Origin of the sequence: Halocatena salina (assembly GCF_023115355.1) — an archaeon.
Taxonomy (GTDB): Archaea; Halobacteriota; Halobacteria; order Halobacteriales; family Haloarculaceae; genus Halocatena; species Halocatena salina.
Window position 1 is genome coordinate 190,931 of the sequence record NZ_CP096019.1, and the last position, 24,459, is coordinate 215,389.

Here is a 24,459-nt window from a genome sequence, read left to right on the forward strand (position 1 = left end):
CAGACACTGGTCTACTCGGACGCTCTAGCTTTGTGTTTCTCGTACGTTTCGGTGAACTGCTGTTCACACGACGGACAGCAGAAGTGATAGACGGAGCCGTCGAGCCGCGTCACGACGCCCTCCTCGGTGACGGTGTTGCCACACTCCGCGCACGTCAGCGCGAACGCCGTCCCGCCGACGGTCGGCGTCCACTCGGTGTCCGAGAGTAGCTGCACGTCGTACGCCTCGATCTCCACACCGTCGAGGAGTTCGAGCACCGACTCCCTGATCGACGTTGGTTCGACCCGTGCCGTGAACAGGAGTTCGCTTCCGGCGGTTGTGAACACGTGTTCCACGGAGTCAGCGGCTTTGAGTGTCGACCGAACGCCGTCGATCGCTTTGAGCGGGAGCGTTACTGTCACGAACACGGAGACCCCGGCGTGCAGCTTCGACCGGTTGAGATCGACCGTAAACCGCCGAATGACGCCCGATTCCTGCAACCGTTCGATGCGGTCGGACACCGCCGGTGGTGATAGCTCTACCTCTTGGGCGATGTCGCTGTACGGTTGGCGGGCGTCCTCCGCCAGCAGCGAGAGGATCTGAACGTCCGTCTCGTCGAGCGTCCGCATACGGACGGTAGACGCACCACGACAATAAGGCTAGCTCACCGGGATCACACTGCCACAGAAATATATATAAGCATTCATGTCTGTATCGACACTCGTCTCTGTGATGTTTCGACCGAAAGCGACCGCACGCAAGACCCCGACGTGGCCGACGCCGACCGCCGAGCAGATCGAAGTCGTTCTTCTCGGAACGCATCACATGGATGAGCCGGGCCTAGACGAAGTGAACGTCAGCGCCGATGACGTTCTCGCTGACGATCGCCAGTGCGAGCTCGAAACCCTTGCTTCGAATCTCGAACGCGCAGAGCCGGACCACGTTGCTGTCGAGCGGCCCGCGTCACGGTCGAATGCCGTGAACGACATCTACGCGCGCTATCGGGATGGGGACATCGCGTACGATGAGGAACACGCGTTCGAACCCCGACATCCAGAGCGCGACGATGAGCTGATGGCGTGTCGAAGCGAGGTCGTCCAGATCGGATTCCGGCTCGCCGATCGCCTCGGACACGAGCGCGTCTATCCTATCGACGTTCCGGCAACGCTCGGAGACAGTTCCGACTTCGAAGCGCTCGAAACAGCGGACTTTGAACCCACAGTCAAAACGGACGTGCCGCGATTAGACACCGACGATCTACAAGCATCGCTCGACGAACGCCTCGCCGAATCCACGATTCTCGCATATCTCAGACACCTGAACGAGGAGACTGCGCTCCACGGTAATGATAACATGTTCGATGAGTTCCTCCGATACGGCGAGGGCGACAACTACGCCGGTCCCGACGCCCTCGCTACGTGGTATCAGCGAAACCTTCGGATGGCCCACAACGTGTGGCGAGCTGTAGCTGAGGATACCGGGCGCGTTCTGTTCGTCGTCGGCTCCGGCCACGTCCACATCCTCCGGCAGCTGCTCACCGAATTTCCGCCGTTGTGTCCCGTCAGTCCGTTACCGTATTTACCGCGTGAACAATGACAACGTTCCCATCCACGATCACTACACTCATCGCTCAAAGAGACCGAGTTCGGCCACGCCCCACAGGAAGTCAGCATGCTCTATCTCAACGGTTGCACTGGCCTCTCGGTACGTCAACTCTCTCTCTTCGACCGCATCCCGAATATCAAGGATCGCCTCAATGCTGTCTTGACCGTAGGTATCGACGAGATAATCCAGCCTCTCTGATTCGGTTTCAACTGCTGTTGCGATCACCCCGGGCGAGAGATGAAACTCGAAGTCGACGGGCGCATACCGTGCCGATTTCCCCTGTTTGCGTTCCAACAACCCAGCGGACTGCAGCTCACGACAATACTCGTGGGCAGTCGTGTGTGGATGATCGAGATCGGTCTTCAGCTCCGTAACAGTGAATTCACCCTGCTCGGCCGCGTATCCGAGGAGATCGAGCTTTCGATCGTTCGCAAGTTGCTCAAAGACGGACTGTAGTCGTTTCCGAGATGGGGGTGTATCGTCAACGGTTCTCGTTCGATAATCACATATATACGTATTTTTCGGATGATTCTAAGTGTTTCACCGCTGGTGATGGAAGAAATCAATGGAAGTAAATCGTGTCGTAGAGCGTTGTAGAGGGGTTGAGCGTCGTTCTCGGAAGATCAGCCATTCGCGTTCAACAGCGCGACCAACGCGACGGACGACGACCCGATTCACGAGAGCTGACACTCAGTCGTCGGGCGTCGACGGCTCACCGACCGCCGTCTCCTTGCTGGTCTTGCCGGGGTCGTACACCTGCGTAACGACGAGAAGGGTTCCGACCAGCGCGAGCGCCGCTCCGAAGACGAACGGAACAGGATAGCCAAACCGGATGAGAAAGCCCGACGTGAGCGGTCCGAGGGCGGTTCCGAGACCGAACGTCATCGTCAACAGAGAAAGCTGGGTGCCGGAGTGACCTTCCAACGCGAAATCGCCAGCAAGCGCCAGCGCGGGCGCGAACACCATCGCCCCTGCGATGCCTTGGGCAAACCGTGCGATCACCATTCCCCAGGAAGTGGTGATGAACCCCTGGACGAGCGTTGCCGGCACCAACAGCAACATTCCGATCACGATGAACGGTCGCCGTCCGTACCGATCGCTGGCGTGGCCGATCGGCGTCTGAAAGATCACTTGGGCCACGACGAACGCCCCGAACTGAACGCCGAACATCGCTGCTGTCTGGTGAAGCCGGCGGTTGACGTGGGGTTCGATCGTCGAGAGCAACGCGATACTGACTGCCATGAACAACGACGCGAGTGCAAGCGTGAACACGGGATCCAGCGTCGTCCGTCCGTCTGAGAACACCGACACCGAAAGTTCCTCCGCGGTCGGTTCGGTCTGTGGGCTGTCCTCAACGAACGCGGCGACGACGAAGAAGCTTGTGAGGATCGCTCCAGCAGCGATGTAAAACGCCGCGTTGAATCCGCTGATCGAATACCTTCCATCCAACACCGAGACGTGGTACGGTCCCAGATGCACAACCGAACCGGCCACGACCGGACCGAGACCGAATCCGACGAGCCGAAACGTGTTGTAAACGCCCATGTTACTGCCGCGGCTCGTGTCCGTGGCGTACTCATCGATGAGCGCGACCGTGGCCGGAATCGTCAGCGCCGCTCCGACGCCTTGGGCCGCTCGAATGACGAGCAACGCAGTGTAGCTCGTAGCGAACGAGTACGCGAAACTCGCAATACACAGCACGGAGAGCCCCGCCAGAACGAACACCTTTCGCCGACCGAGCCGGTCGGATAACCGACCGGTAAACGGCTGTCCGAAACTGTTGAGGAACCCAAACATCGAGAGGACGATGCCGGTGATGAGAGATTCCTCCAGCCCGAAGAAGCCGCCGCTGATGCCGCGTGCGATGTACAGTGGAAGAACGATGATCAGAAACGAATTGCCGAACGAATCGACCATCCGAGCGAGTGCCAGCGACACCACCGCGCGGTTGATATCGAACGTTTCCATCTATCCGCCGACCTCATAGACGGATCGACGACCAGTGTGCCACACTCCAACCGATCGGTCGGATCTGCCCATCGTACAGGTCATCGAAAGGAGCGTTCCGATCGAAAGAAAGCGGTCCTGTATCATAGTCAGCACGTGGGTCTATGTCCGTCCTGCCAATCAAGTTTCTGAGCCGCCAATGAGCCAACAGATCAAGCGCCGCGGTGCTCCCACGTTCGGGAAAGCGAGTCACAGAGACGGTGAAACGACCGTTTCGATCGTTTCAAACAACCCTTTCGTTCGTTCGTGTTGGGCGGTTAACTCCGTTCGATTCTCCAGTAGTACGGTTTCGCTCGGGAAAAGACGTTCACCGAGGACGAGACCGTGCTCCCGTGCCGTTGATCCGGAGACAGTAAGATACACACCGAGACCGGCATCGGCGATCGCGGCTTCCTCTTCGATACCGTCGTCCGGATAGCAGAACTCGACGGTTTCGACGGTGGTGGTTCCGAGTACGGCCTCGACGAGACGTTCATACCGGGGAGAGATACACAGCGGGCCGGAGTAGGATTCGACGAACGCTCGTGTCGGATCGTCACCGACGACGGTCGGATCCCCGAGCAGCGTATGATAGACAGTGTCACCGAGTCCGTTGACGACACGCACGTCGGTGTCATGTGGATTGATGCGGTCGTTCACCGCATCCATGTCGGTAAGCGGGTCGGAGCGGAGTGTAACGACTTCCTCGAGTACGAGATCGGCACTGTCGAATCCGAGCGCGAACTCGTGTTTCCGCAGCGCTCGAAACGGCTCCTCCCGCCCGATGAGTTGGATCTCGTCGTCTCCGACGGGAAACGTTACGGAATCGAACACGATCCGGCGGGGAAGTCCCGAACGAGCGTCTCGAAACAGCGTATACTCCGGGGCGGTCGCGTCAGTGGGATCGCTGTACTCCGCGAGCCGTTCGTACACCGACTGAGTCGGATCGTTCTCTCTTTTGGTGATGGACTTTTCGTGTCTGAGAGTAGAAATGATCTGGTCGGCCAACGCCGTCGTCCCGCTTTGCTCCGCCAATCGTTCGAGAACGGCGTACAACGGTCTCCCCTTCCGGGGGACGGCTACCCGAATGGTCGTCATTACCGAACCGAACCCATCGAGCAGTAAAACCCGACCGGTCTCGGACGGCACTGTCGGACCGACCGTGTTGTCTCATGTCTCGTGGAGGGCGACCAGTTCGTGCGTGCCATCGCCGTGTTTCACGGGGACGAACAGCCGTTCAGTCGTCGCAGCGACACCTGGACCGACGTGCTGACCCAAATCCATTGACCAGCGCGTCGCACCGAACCGGATCGGGGCGATTCCGATACCGCCCGATGGATCGAGCGCGAACAGACGTCGACCGCCGACGTACAACGTATCGTCGAGAAGAATCGGTGCACACCTGATGAACTCGCCGAGATCGATCGTCACCCCTTTGTCGCCTTCGTCCCCGCCGAGAACGACGATATTACGGCCAGAGACAGCATACACCGACGAATTCCGCACGGCAAATCCGTGTTGATACAGTGTGTTGACGTAGCTGGTCCACCGATAATTGCCTGTAATCGGATCGAGACTGTAGACGTTGTTGTTCGTCCCTCCGGCGAACACCGTCCGATCCGAGATCACTGGTGGAGTCTCGCTGCCCGCTTGGAGTCGCTGCCGCCACAGAGTGGTGCCGTTTTCCTCGAACGCGTACACCTCGCCCGAGCGGGTAGTGACAACGACGAGCGGTGAGTCGACTGCTAAACTCGTCGTGACCGATCCGAGCACCGTCTGTTGCCAGCGTTGTTCACCTGTAGCAGGATCGAGCGCGTACACCTGTTCTGTGTCCGTTCCGACGTACAGCGCATCACCGGCGTCGTTGAGCGTCGGTGTGCCCGAGACGGCACCAGTCTGTTGGCCTTCAAACGTCCACAGTCGTTCACCACTGGTTGCATCCAACGCCACGACGCTTTCTGCACCCTTCGTCACTCCGAGATAGACGACGCCATTCCGAACCGTCGGTGCCGTATACAGCTGGGTCGTGTTCGCGTCAGTGGTGTGCGTCCATTGCTGTGATCCTGTCACCGCGTCGAGAACGTGAAGCCCGGTACTATCGGGAATGTACACCTGTCCCTCCGCAACGACGGGTTGGTCAGTCGGCAAACCGGTCTGGAACTGCCAGGCCTTCGTCGGCTGCGAATTCACTGTTCCCCGTGAGGCGTGTCTCGTGTTCGCTGGATCGTGACCCACAGTAGGCCAGCTACCGCTCTCTTTGGAAGCGTTCGGATCGTGGGTCGGACTGGAAGCACCCACACACCCAGCAAGCACGCCTCCGAGGCAACTTCCCATCGTTGTCAGAATATGGCGGCGAGAGAGTTGGTCGATAGTAGACATCACTGATTCTCATGCTGTAGCGCGAGACCTTTCTGTGCCGGTAAACACGAGCCATCCATCCGATTCTCTCCGACGGGTAGCACCCAGAGCACGGAACGTAGTGATGCCCCGACACCGGTCCTCCCATCTGGACTTCGAGGTGTCTGATCGGTTTGTATCGGCTGGCACGGCCGGCGTATGTGTTCGGTTCCGGTATGCGTCGGAACGAACACCGAAGTAACTGTCAAGATCCCGTGCACAAAGCCATCAATGAGTGAGGAAACATTCAATATGTCGGATTCATCTCGGTCCGGAACAGTCACTGTTGCTGGTCGTTGTATATCGCTCATCGGTCGCGGAGAACGCTCTCGGCTATCGTTTCATGGCGTACGCTCCTCTGGGGGAAGATACCAGCACCCACGAAGATACGTCTCTCGAACGCGTTCAGTTCTAGACCGATCTATAATCAGAGCGGAACCGGCGTGTTCAGTCGGTCCACGTCACCCATCGAACACCGACTGCATCCGTTGGCGGAACGTCGCAAGGCTGTCGAGTTCTGCCTGGATCTGTTCAAGATCTTCTTCGGTCGCGGTGCTGTTATCGAGTCGTCTAACCCGCGATTGCAACCGAGAAACGTCAGAGGAGACCGATTCGAGATCCGATTCGAACGTGCTGAGATCATCAGACAGAGAATCGATGTAGTCATTGAGCGAATCGATTTCGGTCGTGAGAGAATCCACATCGGAAGAAAGGGCACCGATCTCCCCAGAGAAATCATCGATGGTGTTCGACAGCTCCTCGGACATCTCGTTGGTTTGGGTTTCGAGTGAGCTGACACGGGGGCTGAGATCGTCTAATTCCTGCCTGAAATCGGAGAGGATAACTTGTGCTTCCCCGTTCTCATCGAGAAATCCTTCGAGAGCATCGGTGTAAGCGCGGAGATCGCCGACATCGGCTTGTAGGCGACGGATACGGGCGTCCATGCTGCTGTCGCTTTTCGCTCCCCCGCCTCGTTGGCGTTGGGAACGGTCGGGCCGTTGGGGTTCGATCGTGAGGCTCTCTTGCAGCGTTTCCAGCGTCTGATCGTCGACCGTACCGTTTCTGATTTCCTCGGCCAACGCGTCCGCGACGGAGTCCATAGCAGGCGCGCCCGATTGGGGCTGTTCCCCGGATCGGCCACCAGGACGGACGCTCGTACCGCCACGAGTGTTGCCACCAGCTCCTGCCCTCGGATCGGGACTCCGAACGTCGTCGCTCTCGCCCGCGATGACCTCTCGGACGTGTTGTCCACTGTTCTCTCCAAGGATGTCTGTCGCGGGATCGAGGATCTCGATCTCCGGCTCGACGAGAAACTGATCGGCAGTGTCCACGTAGATGTGGCGAAGCCCGTATACAGTCACATACTCCTCGTTCGGGTCGAACGGGCGTTTGAAGACGGCGCTGTTCTCCTCAACGGACCAGTATTCACCGCCGTACTCCGGATGAAGCCCGATGTGATCGGAGTTTACTTCATCGGGAAGCGTATCGTGCATGCGGAGCGTGATGGGGTCGTCACGCTTCGAGCTGATGGTAAAAGCGATAGCCGGCACCGGAAATTCATCTGGTTCGAAGCGTTTTTCTACTGTCACGCCAGCCGCTTCGGCGATGACAGCCTCTGACTCTGCTGTACGCATGTTACTCTAACGCTACAGCTCACGGCGCATAAATCTAGTCCGTTGCCGATCGTGCGAATAGAGCACCTATCCGACTGTCTCAGAGACGGATAAGTTCACTCAATCTGAACACGATCGCCGATCCGACAGATTTCGAGCCGTCGGGGGTATGCCATCGTGTACCGATGGTGTTCGAGCGTCGTTGGATCGGCGGTGAGTCCGCGCCACATGTCCCAATGGGTGGGTATGAGCCGATCGAGTTGGAGCTGCTCCGCTGCCTCGATGATCTCGTTTTCGTCGTTGTACCACCGGGTGCGAACCGGCTCGCCGGTCTCTTTATCGGGGATCATCCCGATGGTTCCGAACGCCAACGCACCGAGATCGATGTCGTACGTCGATCCGATCGATTCGAACGCGTCGCTCGGTCTGGCGTCCCCGCCGTGGAAGAACGTCTTTCCATCGTGTTCGATGAGATACGACACCGGGTGCGTCGCGTCGGGGTCGTTCGCCGGCTCGACGTGAACGGTCACCGGGCCGATCTCGACCGTATCGCCCTCGTACACCTGCTCAAACACGGCGTCAGTGAGATCGTACGTTTCTTGCCAGCCCTCGCGTTCGGTGACAGCCAGACTGTCGTCGGGGGCGTAGAAGCGAGCATCCGTCGCTTTAAGGATCGGACCTTGGCTCGGGCCGTGAACGTGATCGGTGTGCTCGTGGGTCGCCACCACGGCGTCGGCAACCTGTACGTCCGTCGGATCGAACGGGACCGGAATCATCCGAACCGTCCGCGGCGGATCACCCGTCCCGAGATACGGATCGATGAAGATCGTCGTGCCGTCGTTGGCCTTCACAACAAACCCGTTGCACCCCAAATACCACACTGACAACGATTCTGGTACCGTCGCCTCGATCTCCCGGAGTAACCAATCACCCCAGTCACTGTGAGTCATACGCGACCAGTTTCACCCCGATCGTAAAATATCCTTCACTCACTCGCCGGGACGCGGTAGATCTCGATGCTGTCAGGATGGATATCCAAACCGATTCCTGTTCGGCCCGGTCGCACGGAGTACGTTGCGGCAACCGATTCGCCGTAGTGCAACGAGACGGTTACGTTGTAGGTCCCAGGTCGTTGAAAGACACCGCGCCACGTGAGATCGCCGCCACGAACGACGGTTCGATCGGCCGTTACGACCGTTTCATCCGCTTCGTCGGTGATCTCCACGCTCACCTCGCGCTCCATCAGATCGTAGTTAGTGATCCGAAGGTCCGGAACGATTCGGGTGATCGGTGACCGAGTCCGATTCCGGGAGCCGTACTGGCTCATATCTCTACGCTCGACCCCCTTCCTAAATAGGCTTCTGGCCGATCTACTAGATCACAGTGACGACTACCGTCCAAAGCTAATGTATCTATTATTATATTCAGGTTTTTATTTGTGGGTGGTGTTACCGCATGTATGGTAGTCGATGAGAACGAGCGGACGACGACCTCCGAAGGTGGAACGACGACGATGGCTGACACCGAAAAGACGTCGATAACTGAGATCGGCACGACGACCGAAGAGCTTACTGCGATCATTAGAGACGGGGTCGTTGGCGCTGCTGGAGGGTTAGTAGGGACAGCGCTCATGACGGTCGTTCTGCTCGTGGGGAACGCCCTCGGTGGATTCGACCTGTCGAGCTTCGCCGTTCTTGCCGAACTTACCAGTCTCGATACGATCGCGCCTGCCGTTCCAGCCGGCTACTTCATCTTTCTCGGCGGCGGGATGACGACGTGGCCGTTGCTGTTCGCTTCCGTTGAGCAGTATCTCCCGGGGAAAACGATCCGCCAGCGAGGGATTCCATTCGGAACGATTCTCTGGACGGGGTTCGTGCTCGCGTTTTACGGCGGGCATACGGGAACGGCGCTGTACGTGTATCTCGTCACCACGTTGGTGGCCCACTGGCTGTACGGCTTCGGTCTCGGATCCGTGTTCGACTACCTTGGTAATAGACCTGATACGTTGGTGTAACTGCCGGTAAGAAGTTGCCCATCGGAGGTGCTGTTTCTCTCAATAAGCAAGACTTATCGTCGTTTGGTGAGAATAAGTAACACAGGATGCATCGCCGTCGCTTTCTTGCAGTTATCAGTGCTACGACCCTGACGGTTCTCGCTGGCTGTTCGTCCGAGGAAACCCCTCCCCCACGCAAATCCAGTGTCGTCGAGCAGCTTGAGACCAAAAACGGGATGATTCGTATCGACCTCGCGAATCAGGCGTGGGTCCTCTCGCGGTACACGCCTCCTCGTTCGTCGATCGCGGTTGGTGTCGCGGCCGCCAAGGGTGGCGGCGCCGGCAGTGCCCGGGGTGCAACGGGCCGGGCAGGGGGTGGACACGCGAGTGCACCCAGAACCAATCACGGATGGGCGTGGTGGCACGGTGGCGCGTACGCCGACGACTGGTATGAGGACCACGACGACGAAACGAGTCGGTATCCGGTTCAAATCGAGGAGATCGGGGTGCGTCATTTCGGTTCCGACGACGTGTTCAAGAAAGATCGTCCCGGTGCCGGACCGGTCGACTGGGATTGGACCTACCGATTTCCGGACCACCGAATCGACCATCCGATCCGGAAACCGGGCTGGTATCGCGTGGGAGCGCACATCGTCGGCAAACGGGTCGACCATGACTTTCAGTGGGAGTGTATCGACTTCGAGATCCGTTCTGTAGGACAGTCTTACACTGTCGGAAAGGAGTGGAAAGTGTCACCCCGAATCTGAGTGGTATCGCGTCAGGACCGCAGTGATCGGAGATACGTAGACACATATGAAACGCCCACTACACTCTCGGAGGATCGTGTTACTCGCAGTGACGTTTGTCGTATCGTTTTGTAGCTTTGCGTATGAGTTCGTCTATTCGGAACTGCTCACCGTGATGTATGGGGGGACAGTCACCCAGTACGTTATCACGGTCGGGCTGTATTTTTTCAGCCTCGGTGTGGGTGCTGGGCTGTCAGACGATCTCGGGGCCGACCGTCCGGCGAACTTCTTTCGAACCGAGGTGTATCTCGCGGCGGTTGCTCCAACCGGGTTCTTGCTCATCGTCGCGCTCAACAGTGTCACGATCCCGTCGTGGGTGCCTGCCGCCATCGTGTGGGTACTCGCGCGGCTTCCAGTGATCGCTGTGGGTGTTCTATCGGGATTTGAACTGCCGTTGCTGACGAGGATGGTCCAGCAAACCGACGAAGACGCCTCGTGGACCGGGCGGGTAGCCGGACGTGTCGCGACGCTCGGACGGCGCGGACTGGAGCCGTTCTGGCACACTCACTCATCAGGAGATGCACGAAGCGGATTATCGATCGTACTCGCACTGGATTACATCGGCGGACTGGCCGGTGCGGTCGTCTACGCGCGGGTTCTCTACCCCCAACTGGGGCTCATCACTACGATCGTGGTGCTATCGCTGGTCAACGCGGTCACGGCGCTAGTATTTCTCGCTCGGTTCAGCGATCGGTGGGGGGTTGGCGGTGGAACTGCGCTTTCGTTTGCCAACGAACCCCGGGTGTTGTTGGTCGTGTGTTTACTCCTCACTGCCGGTCACGCCGGAGCGCTCACCCACCACGAACGGCTCGATGATCAGGTGACGGAGCTGTATCTCGAACAGAAAATGGAATCCGAATATGCGCCGGGAACCATGGAGACCGAGATCATCGAACAGAAAACGACAAAATACCAGCACCTCGTTCGTTACCGCCGGACGTGGGCGGAGTCGAGTCCGAACCCCTACTTTACCGGTCGGACTGAGCAGTGTCTTCGGCTCGGGATGGACGTGCAACTGTGTGAGAGTTGGGCGGACTCCTATCACAATGGTCTCGTGGACGTACCGATGTCGATGTACGAACACACACCCGACACTGAGGTACTCGTGATCGGTGGCGGGGATTGGATCGCCATCGACCACCTTCGGAACTACAACGTCAGCATCGACCATGTGGATCTCGACGCCCAGTTCATGGAGCACACCAAACGAACGCCGTTTTTCAGGAAGTGGCACAACGATTCGTATTCGTATTCGAGACTCAACACCACTGCCGAGGACGGGTACACGTATCTCCAGCGGACGAACCAACAGTACGATCTCATCCTACTCGACATCCCCGGCGCGTCGGACGATGATCTCCTCAAGCTGTATTCAACCGAGTTCTACCAGCTCCTTCGAACCCATCTCAAAGACGACGGGATGGTCGGCACGTGGATCTACTCCCCGAACACCCATCCCCAACACTACAAGGCGTACAGCAACACCCTCCGCGAGGCGGGTTTTACACAGCAGCTTCCGTACTCGGCGTGGGAGGACACCGACAGCGACAGCCGAACCGAACGCGTCGAACAGTTCTCCCTGCTTGCACCGACGGCGCGAGAGCCGATCGATCCCACCCGAACGGCGTACGGCCGTCGGTACACAGAGCGCTACGAAACGGTACAGTGGGAGCCGATTCCGCGGTATACTGGCGTACGGAGCAATTCGATTTTCCATCCGAACTACGACATCATCGTCGACAGATGAGTGTACACATCGTATGACAGACGACAGTATCGTTTCCGAACGGCTGTATTTCGCATACACGCTGGCACCGCCGCCGCTCGACCGATTCGACGTGAAACGAACGGTTTCGGCCGAGTTGTTCGGAAAACCTGCCACGCTCACAATCATCGGTTCGTCACACTACATTGCCAGTCGACAGCTCGGCTTTCACGAACTCTGTTCGTGTCGCCCGCTTCACGCCGAGTCAATGGCCAGCGTGTCGCTGTTAGAGCCAGTCGATCAGTCGTTCACGTTCGAGAACGACCTGCTGTCGGCGTCGACGACGCTCGAAACGCGGCCGCTCTCGGATCATCCCACGACGGACCACGCCGACATCGCCTATCGGTTTGCCTCCGAAGCATGGACGATGATTACCCTTACGAGAACGGGTTATGAGACGTATCACACGTACCCCGAGTACGACTGTACGCTGTACACTCGAACACACCTCACAGCGGTTACAGACATCGAATCGTCAGACATCGACCCACCACTCACAACGGATTGTCGTATCCAAACAGATTGATGTAAATCAAAATCAAAATGGTACGTATGAGTGATTCCGCGACGACCTACAGCGGCGACGTAACACTGACCGGTTCGTTGGACGCACCGATCGAGATCCGCGATCCCGACGACGTGTTCATCCAGATGGAGGGCGTCGATGGCGATCTGATAGCGAGCAATCCGGAAAACGTGTTCACGCATCTTTCCTTGGGAGATGCACCCTCCGCGATCGACGCTGAAACGACCGTTCGTGGCGATCTCGAAGACGGATACGTACGAAATGGTGGGGTCGCTGGGGATCTCATCGTTACTGACGCCGAGGACGTGTTCGTTCCGGTGCACGCAGCACGAACCGTTTCGACCGATGGCGCTGAGAACACGTATTCGGCCGCGGAAATCGACGTTCCTACGGATACACGGGTGTATGACAGCACCACGACGGGATGGCGACAGTCGGATGCCATCGAAGACCCCGAAACGGGCGTGTACGTTACCGGGGCACACCACACTGTCGAAATCGATCGGACGTCGACCGACATCGATGTGTACGTCGTCGGGTACGGCCACGAGGTGACGGTCACGGGACGTGACGCTGATATCAACGTTGTTATACTCGGTTACGAGAACACCGTTCGAGTCGGACAGCGGCTTTCAGTCGACGACCGGACCACCACGGGCTTTGACAACGAGATCATCGACGATCCGTACCCGGTCGAGGATCTCATCGAAACCACGAAAGACGAGGCGTTCGATGCCGCTGGCTTCGGACGGTCGAAAGTCACCTATCAGGTTCCTGCAACGGACGAACAGTGGTGTCAAAACTGCGGGGAAGCAGCCGACGCGATCATCGAACGCCACCAGCTCGATGCGTGGTTTCTCTTCGGCCGTCCGGTCAGGGTGTACGGTAAAAGCATGAACCCGGCAATGGAGTGTGAACACTGCTCGATGAACACTGTCGCTACCGAGCTGTCCGAAACCGAGAGAAAGAACCTCCTCAGGTAGTAGTTGCTTCCGAGCGGAGTTATCGCGGCTAGACGATCAGCTGGACCACGACGAACAGCACGATGACTCCAAGAACGTCACAGACGTTCGTGACGACCGGGATCACCACGTCGTCGGGATCCAGTTGGAGCCGGTAAGCGATGTAGGTCGCGGCGACCGTAACGAGCACCGTGATTACGGCCAACGCTCCCCCACTCCCCACTGCAACCAGGAGGACCGTTACGACGGGAAGCTGTGCGGTTCCGAGGAGGGTCGTGAGCGTCCACGCACCGATGCCAACGCCCGGAAACACAGTGAACGCGAGCACGACCGTGGCGAGGGCATTGCCAACCAACAGCGCATCCATGCCGAAGGACAACGTCCCGAGATGAAGCGCCGTCGAGAGCCGAGAAGCAAGTATACTGCCGAGATTACCGGCCGTTCCGATGACCACCGGAACGAGCACCAACAGCGTGGGGTACCGCAACAACGCCGCTTCGAACTCGTTGAGTACGAGTCCACTCCCGATCTCGATGAGCGTCAGTACAAACAGCACGGGTAGCGTCGCGCGCATAATGGCCCGGACGGTCCAGTCGGTCGTCACAGCGCAAGCACCACCTTGACCGCGAGATACAGAAAGAAGACACCGAAGATGTCGCCGGTGGTCGTTACGGCCGGCCCGACCAGAGTATCCGGATTGTACCCACGTCGGTACCCGACGAACACGACGGCGATGACGATGACTGACAACGCGATCCCCGAAAGCAGTCCGGCCAGCACTGCGACGGCGAGGAGGGCGCGCAACGCGGCCGGCTCGGAGAGCACCCAGAGAAAAACGGACGCCGCAATGGCAGCGAATGCACTCGTGAGTATCCCGCTCGCGAGTGCAGCGACGACTGCCGATTTGAGTCGTTGTCGTTCAGCATGAGAGAACAGAGACGGCGTGAGAAGCCCTTGATGGAGCGCGGTGGCGATGCGAGCACCGAGCGAACCGTACACGTTTCCACGAGTGGCAAGCAGCGCAGGCACGAGCACGAGTAACCCGGGCAGCACCCGGAATTCTGCCTTTAGCCCGCTCAGAACGATTCCAGCGAGAAGACTTCCGATCGTGCTCGCGCTGAGGGCACCCAATCCCTCTCGGTAAGCCCTGATAGCGACTGCTCGAACACCCATATGCTACCGGGGGTCGCTAATCACAAAAAGACGGTCGATTCGAGTCACAAATCGGATAACGAATCGATCTTTGCTCGTTCGAGACTGTCGATGATGCCGGACTCCGTAGAGACGACGGGATCGTGTGTCACCACGTATTCGGTCCCGGTGTCGATCGAGGAACGAGTCACGTCCGATACCGAGTGAAACTGAATATCCGTTTCCTGTTTCGTCATCACGTGGAAATCGTAGTGGGTCGCCTCGTAGCCCTCGTCCTCTTCGGTAAGGCGTTGCTCGATGAACGCTCGGTGATCATCGAGACGATCATCGACGACCGCCTCCGACAGCGCACCGAGATCGGTGATCCGTCGCTCGAAGATGTCAGCGAACGCGGATTCGATCTCGTAGCCGGCCGAGTTGCGACCCGCGATCATCGCGGCGAGGGTCGTCGTTCCGATTCCCCAGAACGGATCGAGAACAGTGTCGCCGTATACGGAATACATATTGATCAACCGATATGGGATGGCGAGTGGAAACGCTCCGGACCGATCCCGAACGTCGTCCGTATCGGTCTCAGTTTCCGTCGCCTGCTCTCGTTCTGGTTCGAGTAGTTGGGTCGTGCCGTTGATGTCGGTCCACACGTCGGTAAACCACTGATTGCGCTCTTCCCAGAAGTACGCCGACTGATACCGCTGGTCCGACCCGACCGCGAAACGACGCCTCTGGGACCCGTTCCGGAACACGAGGATGTACTCGTGTTCGAGGGTGACGTACGCGTTCGGCGGCACCATGCCACTGCCCATGAACTTCGTTCCCGAGTTCGCCGGCTTACGCCAGAGCACGTCCGGCAACGGCTCGAAGCCCAACTCTTTCATCGCTTCGCTGATCCGAACGTGATTCTGATAAACACGAAATCCCTCGCCGACTTTTCGGGTCGCATCCCCGACGTTGATACACGCGATGCCACCATCGACGAGGACGCGGCTGAGTTCCTCCCAGACCGCGTCGAGCTCCTCGTGCATCAACTCGAACGCCCTCGTTCCGTTTTCCTCTGTGAGGGCCTGACGGACCCCCGGAGATAGCTCCGAAAACAGTTCATCCCACATCTCGATCATCGGATACGGTGGTGACGTTACCACCAGCTCTACCGAATCATCATCAAGCGTCATCTCCCGTGCATCCGTGATTCGGACACAGTGTGACGTTTTCATGATTTGTGCTACCCTTCTCTAGACTAATATCCTTCGCTACTATTCTATATTAGAAATTAGACATTAGGTTCGACGAAGCGTTATTTCGATCCGAGCGATCATCACGGCTCCGTTAGAACGGACCGAGCCCACCGAGTCCGCCACCTTTGTTGTCCATCTTCTTCATCATTCGTTGCATGTCGCTGTCGCCCATCCCCTGGAACTGTTTGAGCATCTGCTCCATCATCCGGTGTTGTTCGAGCAGTTCACGGACCCGCTCGGGAGGCTGTCCGGAGCCGCGTGCGATGCGTTTGACGCGGTCTGCACCGACCGATCGAGGATGTTCGAGTTCGTCGTCGGTCATCGAGTCCATGATGACGTCGAAATCTCGAAGCCGATCCTGTGTGACGTCCATCGCGTCGTCGGGGAGCTGATCGCGGATGTTGCCGCCAAAGCCCGGAATCATATCGATCACCTGATCGAGGGGACCCATCCGGTTCATCGCCTGCATCTGTTTTCGCATGTCGTTGAGGGTGAACTGGCCCTTCATGAGGTCTTCAGGCTCCCAGTCTTCCTCTTGGGCCTGAGTCTCCTCCATTGCGCGCTCGACGCGCTCGGAGAGCTGTTTGAGATCACCCATGCCCAGCAGCCGGGAGATGAACCCGCTCGGCTCGAACCGTTCGACGTCCTGCACCGTCTCGCCCGTTCCGAGGAAGGCGATCGTCGAATCGGTCTCGTTTACGGCCGCAAGCGCACCGCCACCTTTGGCCGTCCCGTCGAGTTTGGTGATGACGACCCCATCGATACCGATGGCCCGCTCGAACTCCTTGGCTTGATCGCTGGCTCCTTGTCCGATCGCCGCATCGAGCACCAGCAGACTGATGTCGGGATCGACGAGGCTATCGATCTCTTCGATCTCGTCGATCAATTCCGATTCGAGCGCGTGTCGACCCGCTGTATCCACGATGTGGACGTCACAGTCGTCCGTCGCTGCCAATCCATCGCGGGCGATTTGGACGGGATCGTCGGCGTCGGGATCGCCGTAGAACTCGACTTCCGCGCGCTCACACATCTGTTTCGCCTGATCGTACGCCCCGGGTCGGAACGTGTCGGTCTGAATCACGGCTGGGCGAAGTCCTTTCTTCGAGAACCACCACGCCATCTTCGCTGCCGATGTCGTTTTCCCCGATCCCTGGAGACCTGCGAGGAGGACAGTTTGTGATTCGAGGGGAATCTCAGTGCTCTCCCCGATGAGCGACACCATCTCCTCGTATACGATCCGGAGCACGTGATCCCGAGCACTCGTCCCTGCTGGGGGATCCTCATCGAGTGCACGCTGCTCGATCGAATCAGAGAGTTCCATCACCAAACTAACATCAACGTCGGCCTGCAACAGCGAACGTTGGATCTCTTTTACGACCTCCGCTACGTCCTCCTCGCTCAGCCGGGACTTACCTTGAAGCGTAGAAAGCGTCCCGCGGAGCGAGCTGCCGAGATTGTCGAGTACCATTGCTCCATCCTAGCCCATTCGACAGTAAAGGCTTTCTCGTCTTTCAGGATGATCCTCGTTTGTCTCTTAGCGCCTATTTTCACCTAAGATATCATACCCACAATCACACGAAATCGACGGAATAGAACCGTTGTGTGAGACACTGTATTCAGCAAGGTTTAACGGTTCGACAGCAATAGGGACGAGTAACATGGCGAGTAACAAGATTCTTGGTATCGATCTTGGGACGACAAACAGTGCGTTTGCAGTGATGGAAGGTGGCGATCCCGAACTGATCGTCAACGCCGAAGGCGACCGGACGACGCCCTCAGTCGTCGCGTTTACCGACGAGGAGCGACTCATCGGTGGCCCGGCGAAAAACCAGGCCGTCCAGAATCCGGAGCGGACCATCGAATCGATCAAGCGACACATCGGTGAAGATGGGTACACGGTCGACATCGATGGCGAGGAGTACACGCCCGAGCAGATCTCCGCGATGATCCTCCAGAAGATCAAACGTGACGCCGAGGAGTATCTCGGCGAGGAAATCGAACGGGCCGTAATTACGGTCCCGGCGTACTTCTCGGACAGTCAGCGACAGGCCACCAAAGACGCCGGTGAGATCGCCGGGTTCGAGGTCGAACGCATCGTCAACGAGCCGACGGCTGCGTCGATGGCCTACGGACTCGATGACGACACCGACCAAACCGTACTCGTGTTCGACCTCGGCGGTGGGACGTTCGACGTTTCTCTTCTCGATCTCGGAGGCGGTGTGTACGAGGTGGTTGCCACTAACGGTGACAACGAACTGGGTGGCGACGACTGGGATCAGGCGATCATCGACTGGTTGGCCGACGACTTCGAGGAGGAACACGGCAAGGATCTCCGCGAGGAACGTCAGGCGCTCCAACGCTTGAAAGACGCCGCAGAAGACGCGAAGGTCGAACTTTCGAGCCGCAAAGAGACGAATATCAACCTCCCGTTCATCGCAACGACCGACTCGGGACCGCTCACGCTCGAAACGAAGCTCACGCGGGCGAAGTTCGAGGCACTCACGGAAGATCTCGTCAAGCGGACGATCGAGCCGACGGAGCAGGCGCTGGCCGACGCTGGCTACTCCAAAAACGACATCGATGACGTGATCCTCGTGGGGGGATCGACCCGGATGCCGATGATCCAAGAGCAAGTCGAGAAGCTCACCGGACAAGAGCCGAAGAAAAACGTCAATCCTGACGAGGCCGTCGCGCTCGGAGCGGCCATTCAGGGTGGCGTTCTCGGTGGGGAAGTCGACGACATCGTGTTGCTCGACGTAACGCCGCTCTCGCTCGGGATCGAGGTCAAAGGTGGTCTGTTCGAGCGACTCATCGAGAAGAACACCACCATCCCAACCAAAGAGTCGAAGATCTTCACCACGGCCGCTGACAACCAACAGAGCGTCCAAGTGCGCGTCTTCCAGGGCGAGCGGGAAGTCGCAAACGAAAACGAGCTGTTGGGAGCGTTCCAACTCGACGGCATCCCGCCTGCTCCAGCCGGGACGCCACAGATCGAAGTGACGTTCAATATCGACGAGAACGGCATTGTCAACGTCGAAGCCGAGGAAGAACAAGGCGGCAACGCCGAATCGATCACCATCGAAGGCGGTACTGGGCTTTCCGACGAAGAGATCGAGCAGATGAAAGAGGACGCCGAGGCCCACGCCGAGGAAGACGAAAAACGCCGCGAGCGGATTGAGGCCCGTAACACCGCAGAATCGACCGTCCAACAAGCCAAAACGCTCCTCGAAGAGAACGAAGACGAGATCACCGACGAGATCCGCGATGACATCGAGGACGCGATGGAATCGCTCGAAGAGACGCTCGAAGACGAGGACGCCACGACCGAAGAACTCACCGACGCGACGGAACAGCTCTCCGAAGAGCTACAGGAGATCGGCAAGCACATGTATCAGCAACAGGCTGGCGGTGCTGGCGCAGGTCCCGGTGGTGCCGGTGCAGCCGGAGCCGGTGCTGGTGCTGGCGCAGCAGGCGCTGGTGCAGCGGGCACTGGTAGCGACGATCAGGAGTATGTCGATGCCGACTTCGACGACGTCGAAGACGAGTCATCGACCTAAGTCTGAGTCACCGATCGGCCGATAGTTGGGCGGACTGTCCGTCTTTGATTACTCCAGTATCGTTGGGAGTTCGTTGACGGTTTCGACGACCATGTGAGCACCCGCGTTTTCGAACGCCTGATGGCCACTCTCCCCCGAAAGCCCACCGGATTGAACACCGATGGCGAAATAATCGTGTTCAGGATCGGCGTCAGCCGCGTTGTGGACCGTTTTGATGTCGTCGAGCGTGTCGCCTGCGAACGCCACGCGGTTCGTTCCGTTGCCGAACTGCTTGGTGAGATCGATCAGCGCGTCGGGCGCCGGTTTTCCGGGTGTATTGCTGTCCATCGTGAACAGCCGCTCGTCCGAAACGTCTATCCCGGTCCGATCGAGCGCGAGCGCAGCCTCGGCTGCGGGTCGACCGGTGACGATCCCGAGCGGTTGATCAGCGAGCCACGTCACAGTGTCTGGTGTGACGAACACCGGTTCGTCGTGAATGAACCCCTCCGTTTCCAAGTCCGGCTCGTTTTCATGAAGGCTCTGATACAGGTCACTCCCGAGATACAGCTGCTGGAAAACGGTGGTAAGACGATCTCGGTCCCACCGCGCATAAACCCGTTCTCGGACGTCGGGATCGACCGCGTTGGCGATAACGGTTCGTGCGCCCTCAAGCCCGCCGCCGCTCGCCTCGATCGCGTCGGTGAACGTCGCCAGATCGTAGGCTAGCCCTTCCTTGCGCGCGAGAACGTACAGCGCTGTCGCGTGCGTGAGTTCCCAGTCGTTGTTGAACCCGCCAGCGTTCTTGAACAGTTGGACATCGCTTTTCGGAATCGTATCCCCATAGACATGCAACACCGACTCGACGATGGCCCGGCGATAGGAGTCGGCCACGTCGACGAGTACGCCATCGATATCGAGGACGACGGCATCGATCCTCACGGCAGTTCACCCCGTTCGGTACGAACCCGAAACAGAGTCTCACCCGGCAGCGTTTCGGATTCGACGCGGGGCAACGCCGGATCGTTCCCGAGCGTCGTAAACAAACAGTCCGCGTCCACGTCCCGAGCGATCGACCAGAGCGGCCGTTGTAACTCCGGTGGACAGTTCAGGGCGTAGATCGCATCCCCTGTCGTGTACACTTCCGACTGTGGTGCGGTGATATCATCTCGAACGAACGTAACGCCCGGTGGGACCGAACACTCCTGTACATCGACCGCGATGACCTCTGTGCGATTGGCAAGCGCGGTTGCGACGTCGGTCCGAGCACCGATGCCGACCTCGATGACCGTCTCGTAACTGGCGAGACGGTCGACCAACGCCTCGCGCGTTCGGGATGTCGTCACGTCGGGATATTTATAGCCGGTCCGTTCTAATCCCTTTCTATGCATGTTGACATCGTGCCGGTCGGTGATGTTCCTGCGGCTGTAAAACGCGAGGCCTCCTCTGGCCTCCGTTCCGTGTACGAGTGTGATGTCACTGTCCACGAAGAGCAGCCGATTCCCGACGGCGCGTACGATTCAAACCGAAACCAGTACCGTGCTGAGGAGTTCATCGAACTCGCCAGTCGTATCGGTTCCGGTGGCAAAAACATCGCGCTTACCGCAAAAGATCTCTTTTATCGCCGTCGAAACTACGTCTTCGGACTCGCCTACCTCGATGGTAACGGCAGCGTCGTCTCTACGTATCGTCTCCAAACAACCACCGACGGTGGACTGGCAACCAACTCCGGTAGGGAAGTGTTTGCAGACCGGGTCAGAAAGGAAGTGATCCACGAGATCGGACATACGCTCGGACTCGAACACTGTGACAACAAACGATGTGTGATGAACTTCTCACCGACCGTCCGAGAGGTCGACGTGAAAGAACAGTTTCTCTGTGGCAGTTGCAGTCGGTTAATACACTAAATACTGTGTTGCTCCGATCATACCAAACCGTTCGAAAGGCAACCACTACTGCGATGGAACGCAATGGCCCCCGTCAGTTACCAATATATTCATGGTAAATAGGCGAAAGATTTGTATCGTACGCAATATAATAGTTAGTATGATGGACATGAGAAGGGATGCCACGGTTCGGGGTGGGGCCGCACTCGTGTTGATCGCATTTCTCGTAGGAGTCGTTTCTCTGTACGATCCACTGCCCCAACCGATACAGTTCCATATCGCGCTCCCGGTCGGTCTGGTGGTCGGGACCGTGGTGATCGCCGCGTGGTACCAACTACGGACATAAACGGGTGACAATCGGTCGAAGCTCCCGTGGTCGTAGTCGTGGTTTGAGAGTTACTCCTCTTGTGGGGCGTAGTAGTATTCGCCAGCTGCTTTCTGTTCCCGATCGAGTTGGCTACCGGGCTTGTTGATTCGCGGGCGTGTCGTCCGCTGATCACGTCGGAACGTGACTCCGAGGTTGCTGAGGAACTGGTTCATACCTTCCCGCATACCGACGGGCGATGAGGCATGGCCGTCGGTGGCAGGAGTGCCGTTGAAGACGAGAAGTCGATCCGCGAGGAGATCGATCATGTACGTGTCGTGGTCGATGACCAGCGCAGTGGCGTCGTGGTTTTCGGTGTAACGACGGATGGCGCGGGTGGCGAGCACGCGCTGTTCGACGTCGAGGTGAGCAGACGGCTCGTCCAGGAGGTAAAGGTCGGCCTCTTCGGACAAACACGCGGCGATAGCGACCCGCTGGCGCTCCCCACCTGACAGATCCGTGAGCGTCTGTTCCATGATCCGTTCAAGCTGGAGCGGCTGTGCGATCTCCGTCTCCCAGTAGGAGGAACCGAACTGATCGGTGATCGAAGAGAGGAAGGCATCAACCCGCATCGGTTCGTCGATCTCGATGTATTGTGGCTTGTACGCGATGTCGAGATGGGTGTCGACCGATCCCTCCGTCGGTTCGAGCGATCCAGTGAGAAGCTTCGCAAACGTGGATTTTCCGATCCCGTTGGGTCCGACCGCCCCGAGCACCTCCTTTTCCCGGATCATACCCGATTCGACCGTCAAAGAGAACTCGTTTTCCCCGTAGGATTTGACGAGATCCGGATACTCGACGAGGACGTCACCCGTCGAGGCCGTTCGGGGGGCGTGTTGCTCGAACTCGATCGCTTCGGGCCGGATACGCATGTTCTCGGACTCCAGATAGCCGGTGAGATACTCGTTGATGCCCTGTCGCGTCGATTTGGGTGGTGTGATGACGCCGAACGCACCGGGCTCACCGTATGCGACGTGGATGGTGTCTGCAAGCAGATCGAGCACCGCGAGATCGTGCTCGACGACGAGCATCGACCGATCGCCGTTAGCTGCGAGTTCTCGAATGAGTCGCGCTGCGGTTACCCGCTGTCCAATGTCCAGATACGGCGTGATCTCATCGAGGAAATAAAAGTCCGCATCACGGGACAGCGTTGCCGCGAGCGCGACGCGCTGTAGCTCACCGCCCGAAAGCGTGTCGATCGGCTGGTCGACGACTGGACCGATCGACAGCCGTTCGATGAGATCGTCGACGACGCCCCGTTCGTCCGCCCCAGCGAGTAGCTCGCGAGTGTTCCCATCGAACTGATTCGGGATCTTATCGACGTACTGGGGCTTTCGTGCGACCGTGACGGTGCCGGTTTGTAACTTCTCCAAATAGGATTGGAGTTCGGTGCCTCGGTATTCGTCGATCACGGTGTCCCAATCGGGAGTAGTGTCGTAGTCGCCGAGGTTCGGTTGGATCTCGTCGGCAAGGATCCGAACCGCGGTCGTTTTCCCGATCCCGTTGGGTCCGAGAATCCCGGTCACCGACCCTTCCTGTGGAACAGGTAGCCCATAGAGGGCGAAGGAGTTCTCGCCGTAGCGGTGAACCGGTGTCTGGTCCAACTCTTGGGGGAGATTGATAATCTCGATAGCATCGAACGGACACTTCGTGACGCAGATCCCACACGACTCTCCTAAGCAGATCTCTTCGGAGATCTGCACTTGATCCGCCGTCCCTCGAACGGTCTCCTCACCGCGTTTGGTGATGCACTCCTTCCCGGTTCGGTTGGGTGGACAGTAGTTTGCACACTCGTAGTTACACCGGTCGGGCTGACACCGGTCGAGATCCACGACAGCGATGCTATCGTCCGCCATCAGACGCTCACTCCAGCGGTGAGAAGGACTGTTAGGCTGACGAACCAAACCGCAAACGTCATGAATGAAACATAAAGGATGTCCTTCCCTGAAAACTCGTCTTTGAGCCCACTCAGTTTGAGTATCGGGAACTGCACCGCGATGGCCGCCGCGAGCACGTACACCACAGTGGAACTCGTCGCGGTCTCTGCTGGGGCCACGTCACCAGTGACGACGAGAGAGCCATAGGCCGCGGTGATCCCGAGAACGGCGGACAACGCCGTGACTGTTACCCCGCGTAGATAGTCGCTGTGGGCATCAGTCGTATCGGTTGCCATGCCACTACGTCGGCTGGCTGGCCGCAAAAACCGTTCGATTGTGTCTCTCATCCCGTATCGGCAGGATCAGAACGGTTTGACGTCCTCCATACTGTATGACCACAAAGTGTTTTCCATACATATCATGTACATTATGTTGATATTCCTGATTTGTCAGCATGATTTGCCTCAATCTTTATACGCCCTGAACGTGTGAGTATCGAGAAAATGAGTGATACGGCCACAGAGGGTCTTGTCGATCTCCCCCCGAGCGCGAAACTCGTCTACAAAGTCCTTGAGTACAACGGTCCGTTGACGCAAAAGGGTATCGTCGAAGAGTCGATGTTGTCCGCGCGTACGGTGCGGTACGCACTCGAACGACTCGAAGGAATCGACGCAGTCGATGAGGACGTTTACTTCGCTGATGCCCGGCAGAATCTGTATGAGATCACTGGTGAGATCGGGACAGAAAACGCGGAAGCAGCCGTCTGTAACGATTGATACCCCT

General features: G+C 58.2%; 26 protein-coding genes and 1 pseudogene. 10 read left to right on the forward strand and 17 right to left on the reverse strand.

Annotated features, from left to right (window positions below; translation table 11 throughout):
- Positions 1 to 11 precede the first annotated feature (11 nt).
- Complete coding sequence (locus MW046_RS00935; RefSeq protein ID WP_247993701.1) at positions 12 to 608, reverse strand: AsnC family transcriptional regulator; 597 nt, start codon at positions 606 to 608, stop codon at positions 12 to 14.
- Positions 609 to 711: 103 nt separating this feature from the next.
- Here MW046_RS00935 and MW046_RS00940 point away from each other — a divergent pair, with 103 nt between their 5' ends.
- A complete protein-coding gene (locus tag MW046_RS00940; RefSeq protein WP_247993702.1) occupies positions 712 to 1,575 on the forward strand; it encodes a DUF5694 domain-containing protein in 864 nt (287 codons plus the stop codon).
- 27 nt (positions 1,576 to 1,602) lie between these two features.
- Here the strand turns inward: MW046_RS00940 and MW046_RS00945 are convergent, their stop codons facing one another.
- From MW046_RS00945 to MW046_RS00980, 8 genes and pseudogenes are all read right to left on the reverse strand, one after another.
- Positions 1,603 to 1,878, reverse strand: coding sequence for a hypothetical protein (locus MW046_RS00945; protein ID WP_247993703.1), 276 nt, complete (start codon positions 1,876 to 1,878; stop codon positions 1,603 to 1,605).
- A gap of 9 nt (positions 1,879 to 1,887) precedes the next feature.
- Positions 1,888 to 1,950 (reverse strand): annotated as a pseudogene (locus tag MW046_RS00950) (hypothetical protein); the annotation flags it as partial.
- Positions 1,951 to 2,274: 324 nt separating this feature from the next.
- A complete protein-coding gene (locus tag MW046_RS00955) occupies positions 2,275 to 3,552 on the reverse strand; it encodes an MFS transporter (protein ID WP_247993704.1) in 1,278 nt (425 codons plus the stop codon).
- Between the two features lie 228 nt (positions 3,553 to 3,780).
- Positions 3,781 to 4,668, reverse strand: a complete 888-nt coding sequence (locus tag MW046_RS00960) for a phosphoribosyltransferase HisG-related protein (protein WP_247993705.1) — start codon at positions 4,666 to 4,668, stop codon at positions 3,781 to 3,783.
- 72 nt (positions 4,669 to 4,740) lie between these two features.
- Positions 4,741 to 5,949 (reverse strand): outer membrane protein assembly factor BamB family protein, encoded by a 1,209-nt coding sequence (locus tag MW046_RS00965; RefSeq protein ID WP_247993706.1) that lies wholly within the window; start codon positions 5,947 to 5,949, stop codon positions 4,741 to 4,743.
- A 479-nt stretch (positions 5,950 to 6,428) separates the two neighbouring features.
- Positions 6,429 to 7,601: a hypothetical protein gene (locus MW046_RS00970; RefSeq protein ID WP_247993707.1), complete on the reverse strand. Its 1,173-nt coding sequence runs from the start codon at positions 7,599 to 7,601 to the stop codon at positions 6,429 to 6,431.
- Positions 7,602 to 7,696: 95 nt separating this feature from the next.
- Entirely contained in the window at positions 7,697 to 8,530 is an 834-nt protein-coding gene (locus tag MW046_RS00975) for an MBL fold metallo-hydrolase (protein WP_247993708.1), read from the reverse strand.
- Positions 8,531 to 8,565: 35 nt separating this feature from the next.
- Positions 8,566 to 8,907: a hypothetical protein gene (locus MW046_RS00980; protein ID WP_247993709.1), complete on the reverse strand. Its 342-nt coding sequence runs from the start codon at positions 8,905 to 8,907 to the stop codon at positions 8,566 to 8,568.
- 186 nt (positions 8,908 to 9,093) lie between these two features.
- On the opposite strand from MW046_RS00980, the gene MW046_RS00985 reads away from it, so the two are divergent.
- From MW046_RS00985 to MW046_RS01005, 5 genes are all read left to right on the forward strand, one after another.
- Complete coding sequence (locus MW046_RS00985; protein WP_438268192.1) at positions 9,094 to 9,594, forward strand: DUF6789 family protein; 501 nt, start codon at positions 9,094 to 9,096, stop codon at positions 9,592 to 9,594.
- An 86-nt stretch (positions 9,595 to 9,680) separates the two neighbouring features.
- A complete protein-coding gene (locus tag MW046_RS00990) occupies positions 9,681 to 10,340 on the forward strand; it encodes a hypothetical protein (protein WP_247993711.1) in 660 nt (219 codons plus the stop codon).
- 46 nt (positions 10,341 to 10,386) lie between these two features.
- Positions 10,387 to 12,126: a spermidine synthase gene (locus MW046_RS00995; RefSeq protein WP_247993712.1), complete on the forward strand. Its 1,740-nt coding sequence runs from the start codon at positions 10,387 to 10,389 to the stop codon at positions 12,124 to 12,126.
- A 13-nt stretch (positions 12,127 to 12,139) separates the two neighbouring features.
- Entirely contained in the window at positions 12,140 to 12,670 is a 531-nt protein-coding gene (locus MW046_RS01000) for a DUF2617 family protein (RefSeq protein WP_247993713.1), read from the forward strand.
- A gap of 26 nt (positions 12,671 to 12,696) precedes the next feature.
- A complete protein-coding gene (locus MW046_RS01005) occupies positions 12,697 to 13,653 on the forward strand; it encodes a DUF8108 domain-containing protein (RefSeq protein ID WP_247993714.1) in 957 nt (318 codons plus the stop codon).
- Between the two features lie 28 nt (positions 13,654 to 13,681).
- Here MW046_RS01005 and MW046_RS01010 read toward each other — a convergent pair whose 3' ends face one another.
- From MW046_RS01010 to MW046_RS01025, 4 genes are all read right to left on the reverse strand, one after another.
- Positions 13,682 to 14,236, reverse strand: coding sequence for a magnesium transporter (locus tag MW046_RS01010; RefSeq protein ID WP_247993715.1), 555 nt, complete (start codon positions 14,234 to 14,236; stop codon positions 13,682 to 13,684).
- Positions 14,233 to 14,805 (reverse strand): magnesium transporter, encoded by a 573-nt coding sequence (locus MW046_RS01015; protein ID WP_247993716.1) that lies wholly within the window; start codon positions 14,803 to 14,805, stop codon positions 14,233 to 14,235. Before MW046_RS01015 ends, MW046_RS01010 begins: the two co-directional genes overlap by 4 nt.
- A gap of 44 nt (positions 14,806 to 14,849) precedes the next feature.
- Positions 14,850 to 15,995 carry a DNA-methyltransferase gene (locus MW046_RS01020; RefSeq protein WP_247993717.1) on the reverse strand — a complete coding sequence of 382 codons (1,146 nt, stop codon included), beginning with the start codon at positions 15,993 to 15,995 and terminating at the stop codon, positions 14,850 to 14,852.
- Between the two features lie 112 nt (positions 15,996 to 16,107).
- Positions 16,108 to 17,484, reverse strand: a complete 1,377-nt coding sequence (locus MW046_RS01025) for a signal recognition particle protein Srp54 (RefSeq protein WP_247993718.1) — start codon at positions 17,482 to 17,484, stop codon at positions 16,108 to 16,110.
- A gap of 190 nt (positions 17,485 to 17,674) precedes the next feature.
- Between MW046_RS01025 and dnaK the strand changes: the two genes are divergently transcribed.
- The gene (gene dnaK, locus MW046_RS01030) at positions 17,675 to 19,573 is read left to right on the forward strand and encodes a molecular chaperone DnaK (protein ID WP_247993719.1); all 1,899 of its coding nucleotides are present in this window, start codon (positions 17,675 to 17,677) and stop codon (positions 19,571 to 19,573) included.
- 48 nt (positions 19,574 to 19,621) lie between these two features.
- Here the strand turns inward: dnaK and MW046_RS01035 are convergent, their stop codons facing one another.
- Entirely contained in the window at positions 19,622 to 20,491 is an 870-nt protein-coding gene (locus MW046_RS01035) for a TIGR01548 family HAD-type hydrolase (protein WP_247993720.1), read from the reverse strand.
- Positions 20,488 to 20,940, reverse strand: a complete 453-nt coding sequence (locus MW046_RS01040) for a UPF0146 family protein (protein ID WP_247993721.1) — start codon at positions 20,938 to 20,940, stop codon at positions 20,488 to 20,490. The genes MW046_RS01035 and MW046_RS01040 overlap by 4 nt, the downstream gene beginning before the upstream one ends.
- Here MW046_RS01040 and MW046_RS01045 point away from each other — a divergent pair.
- Together MW046_RS01045 and MW046_RS01050 are read left to right on the forward strand one after the other, a co-directional pair.
- Complete coding sequence (locus MW046_RS01045; RefSeq protein WP_247993722.1) at positions 20,935 to 21,456, forward strand: archaemetzincin family Zn-dependent metalloprotease; 522 nt, start codon at positions 20,935 to 20,937, stop codon at positions 21,454 to 21,456. The two genes, MW046_RS01040 and MW046_RS01045, sit on opposite strands and share 6 nt — an antisense overlap.
- A gap of 139 nt (positions 21,457 to 21,595) precedes the next feature.
- Positions 21,596 to 21,781, forward strand: coding sequence for a hypothetical protein (locus MW046_RS01050; RefSeq protein WP_247993723.1), 186 nt, complete (start codon positions 21,596 to 21,598; stop codon positions 21,779 to 21,781).
- A 50-nt stretch (positions 21,782 to 21,831) separates the two neighbouring features.
- On the opposite strand, the gene MW046_RS01055 is transcribed toward MW046_RS01050, so the two are convergent.
- Positions 21,832 to 23,655 (reverse strand): ribosome biogenesis/translation initiation ATPase RLI, encoded by a 1,824-nt coding sequence (locus MW046_RS01055; protein ID WP_247993724.1) that lies wholly within the window; start codon positions 23,653 to 23,655, stop codon positions 21,832 to 21,834.
- Entirely contained in the window at positions 23,655 to 23,972 is a 318-nt protein-coding gene (locus MW046_RS01060) for an EMC6-like membrane protein (RefSeq protein ID WP_247993725.1), read from the reverse strand. The genes MW046_RS01055 and MW046_RS01060 overlap by 1 nt, the downstream gene beginning before the upstream one ends.
- Before the next feature lie 207 nt (positions 23,973 to 24,179).
- Between MW046_RS01060 and MW046_RS01065 the strand changes: the two genes are divergently transcribed.
- On the forward strand, positions 24,180 to 24,452 hold the full coding sequence (locus tag MW046_RS01065) for an ArsR family transcriptional regulator (protein WP_247993726.1): 273 nt from the start codon (positions 24,180 to 24,182) through the stop codon (positions 24,450 to 24,452).
- The last annotated feature ends 7 nt before the right edge of the window (positions 24,453 to 24,459 follow it).

Excerpts from the sequence above, each read along its gene's own strand:
- MW046_RS00935 (WP_247993701.1), bottom strand. The coding sequence starts at position 608 with ATGCGGACGCTCGACGAGACGGACGTTCAGATCCTCTCGCTGCTGGCG.
- MW046_RS00940 (WP_247993702.1), top strand. The coding sequence starts at position 712 with ATGTTTCGACCGAAAGCGACCGCACGCAAGACCCCGACGTGGCCGACG.
- MW046_RS00955 (WP_247993704.1), bottom strand. The coding sequence starts at position 3,552 with ATGGAAACGTTCGATATCAACCGCGCGGTGGTGTCGCTGGCACTCGCT.
- MW046_RS00960 (WP_247993705.1), bottom strand. The coding sequence starts at position 4,668 with ATGACGACCATTCGGGTAGCCGTCCCCCGGAAGGGGAGACCGTTGTAC.
- MW046_RS00965 (WP_247993706.1), bottom strand. The coding sequence starts at position 5,949 with ATGTCTACTATCGACCAACTCTCTCGCCGCCATATTCTGACAACGATG.
- MW046_RS00970 (WP_247993707.1), bottom strand. The coding sequence starts at position 7,601 with ATGCGTACAGCAGAGTCAGAGGCTGTCATCGCCGAAGCGGCTGGCGTG.
- MW046_RS00975 (WP_247993708.1), bottom strand. The coding sequence starts at position 8,530 with ATGACTCACAGTGACTGGGGTGATTGGTTACTCCGGGAGATCGAGGCG.
- MW046_RS00980 (WP_247993709.1), bottom strand. The coding sequence starts at position 8,907 with ATGAGCCAGTACGGCTCCCGGAATCGGACTCGGTCACCGATCACCCGA.
- MW046_RS00985 (WP_438268192.1), top strand. The coding sequence starts at position 9,094 with ATGGCTGACACCGAAAAGACGTCGATAACTGAGATCGGCACGACGACC.
- MW046_RS00990 (WP_247993711.1), top strand. The coding sequence starts at position 9,681 with ATGCATCGCCGTCGCTTTCTTGCAGTTATCAGTGCTACGACCCTGACG.
- MW046_RS00995 (WP_247993712.1), top strand. The coding sequence starts at position 10,387 with ATGAAACGCCCACTACACTCTCGGAGGATCGTGTTACTCGCAGTGACG.
- MW046_RS01000 (WP_247993713.1), top strand. The coding sequence starts at position 12,140 with ATGACAGACGACAGTATCGTTTCCGAACGGCTGTATTTCGCATACACG.
- MW046_RS01005 (WP_247993714.1), top strand. The coding sequence starts at position 12,697 with ATGAGTGATTCCGCGACGACCTACAGCGGCGACGTAACACTGACCGGT.
- MW046_RS01015 (WP_247993716.1), bottom strand. The coding sequence starts at position 14,805 with ATGGGTGTTCGAGCAGTCGCTATCAGGGCTTACCGAGAGGGATTGGGT.
- MW046_RS01020 (WP_247993717.1), bottom strand. The coding sequence starts at position 15,995 with ATGAAAACGTCACACTGTGTCCGAATCACGGATGCACGGGAGATGACG.
- MW046_RS01025 (WP_247993718.1), bottom strand. The coding sequence starts at position 17,484 with ATGGTACTCGACAATCTCGGCAGCTCGCTCCGCGGGACGCTTTCTACG.
- dnaK (WP_247993719.1), top strand. The coding sequence starts at position 17,675 with ATGGCGAGTAACAAGATTCTTGGTATCGATCTTGGGACGACAAACAGT.
- MW046_RS01045 (WP_247993722.1), top strand. The coding sequence starts at position 20,935 with ATGCATGTTGACATCGTGCCGGTCGGTGATGTTCCTGCGGCTGTAAAA.
- MW046_RS01040 (WP_247993721.1), bottom strand. The coding sequence starts at position 20,940 with ATGCATAGAAAGGGATTAGAACGGACCGGCTATAAATATCCCGACGTG.
- MW046_RS01050 (WP_247993723.1), top strand. The coding sequence starts at position 21,596 with ATGATGGACATGAGAAGGGATGCCACGGTTCGGGGTGGGGCCGCACTC.
- MW046_RS01055 (WP_247993724.1), bottom strand. The coding sequence starts at position 23,655 with ATGGCGGACGATAGCATCGCTGTCGTGGATCTCGACCGGTGTCAGCCC.
- MW046_RS01060 (WP_247993725.1), bottom strand. The coding sequence starts at position 23,972 with ATGGCAACCGATACGACTGATGCCCACAGCGACTATCTACGCGGGGTA.
- MW046_RS01065 (WP_247993726.1), top strand. The coding sequence starts at position 24,180 with ATGAGTGATACGGCCACAGAGGGTCTTGTCGATCTCCCCCCGAGCGCG.